Here is a 1,134-nt window from a genome sequence, read left to right on the forward strand (position 1 = left end):
AATCTGATTTGACAAAAGCCTCAGAGCTTAAAAGCCAAGGTTGGAGAGAAGAGGTTATCGAATGAGTGTATTTGAAGAACTAAGCGTTATTAATGTAAATGATAAGAAAAGCAAAAAGAATAATTTAGATTATCTTAGTTGGGCATATGCATGGTCTGAAGTTAAAAAAGTATATCCTGAAGCTAACAGTAAAGTTTATGAAAATGAACAAGGGTTAAATTATCACACAGACGGTCGCACAGCATGGGTTAAGGTTGGTATGACTATTGAGGGCTTGGAGCACATTGAATACTTGCCTGTAATGGACTATCGTAACCAATCTATCCCAGTTGAAAAACTGACTTCTATGGACGTAAATAAAGCCATTCAGCGTGGACTAGTTAAGGCAATTGCTCGTCATGGTTTAGGGCTATATATTTATGCAAATGAAGATTTACCAGTTCTAACAGAAGAACAAAAAGAGCTTGAAGCAGAAAAACAACGACTTAGAGAGATTCAGCCACTTATAAAACGAGCTGAACAACTAGGATACCAAAATATTGACAGCTTGAAAAATAAGACTAAAAAAGAAATTACCGACATCATGAAGATTTGGTTAGCACAGCAAGAAACAGAAAAAGGGGAATAATTAAATGGCAATCATCACAGTAACAGCACAAGCGAATGAAAAAAATACACGTACAGTAAGTACAGCAAAAGGCGATAAGAAAATTATTTCAGTCCCATTATTTGAAAAAGAAAAGGGATCTAACGTAAAAGTTGCGTACGGTTCGGCTTTCTTGCCTGATTTCATTCAATTAGGTGACACAGTAACGGTCAGCGGTCGTGTACAAGCCAAGGAATCAGGAGAATACGTAAATTATAACTTTGTTTTCCCTACGGTTGAAAAAGTATTTATCACTAATGATAATAGTAGTCAATCACAAGCTAAACAAGACTTATTTGGTGGTTCTGAACCTGTTGAAGTTGATGAATCAGAACTTCCTTTCTAGAAAGGTGGTTACATGTACACAGAAGAAGAGAGAGAGCAAATTATCGACATCGTGGATAAAATGAGCTTATTAAGACAAGACTTTGACGGAGCTTTCGCTTGGATCAAGGAAAACGTATCAATGCCATTTGACTTTGACGGAG

At 36.4% G+C, this 1,134-nt stretch carries 3 protein-coding genes; all 3 read left to right on the plus strand.

Annotation, left to right across the window (positions count from 1 at the left end):
- The first annotated feature begins 61 nt into the window (after positions 1-61).
- Positions 62-628, plus strand: coding sequence for a DUF1071 domain-containing protein (locus FDW96_RS02730; RefSeq protein WP_036851120.1), 567 nt, complete (start codon positions 62-64; stop codon positions 626-628).
- Between the two features lie 4 nt (positions 629-632).
- On the plus strand, positions 633-992 hold the full coding sequence (locus tag FDW96_RS02735) for a single-stranded DNA-binding protein (RefSeq protein ID WP_036851122.1): 360 nt from the start codon (positions 633-635) through the stop codon (positions 990-992).
- Positions 993-1,004: 12 nt separating this feature from the next.
- On the plus strand, positions 1,005-1,134 hold a 130-nt coding region (locus tag FDW96_RS25635), incomplete at its 3' end, for a hypothetical protein (RefSeq protein WP_373562166.1).

The sequence above is a fragment of the Citrobacter sp. TBCS-15 genome, assembly GCF_005280815.1.
In the GTDB taxonomy this organism is placed as follows: Bacteria; Pseudomonadota; Gammaproteobacteria; order Enterobacterales; family Enterobacteriaceae; genus Citrobacter; species Citrobacter werkmanii.

What these genes read in the sequence shown, in the direction of transcription:
- FDW96_RS02730 (WP_036851120.1), top strand. Translation starts at nt 62, where the DNA reads ATGAGTGTATTTGAAGAACTAAGCGTTATTAATGTAAATGATAAGAAA.
- FDW96_RS02735 (WP_036851122.1), top strand. Translation starts at nt 633, where the DNA reads ATGGCAATCATCACAGTAACAGCACAAGCGAATGAAAAAAATACACGT.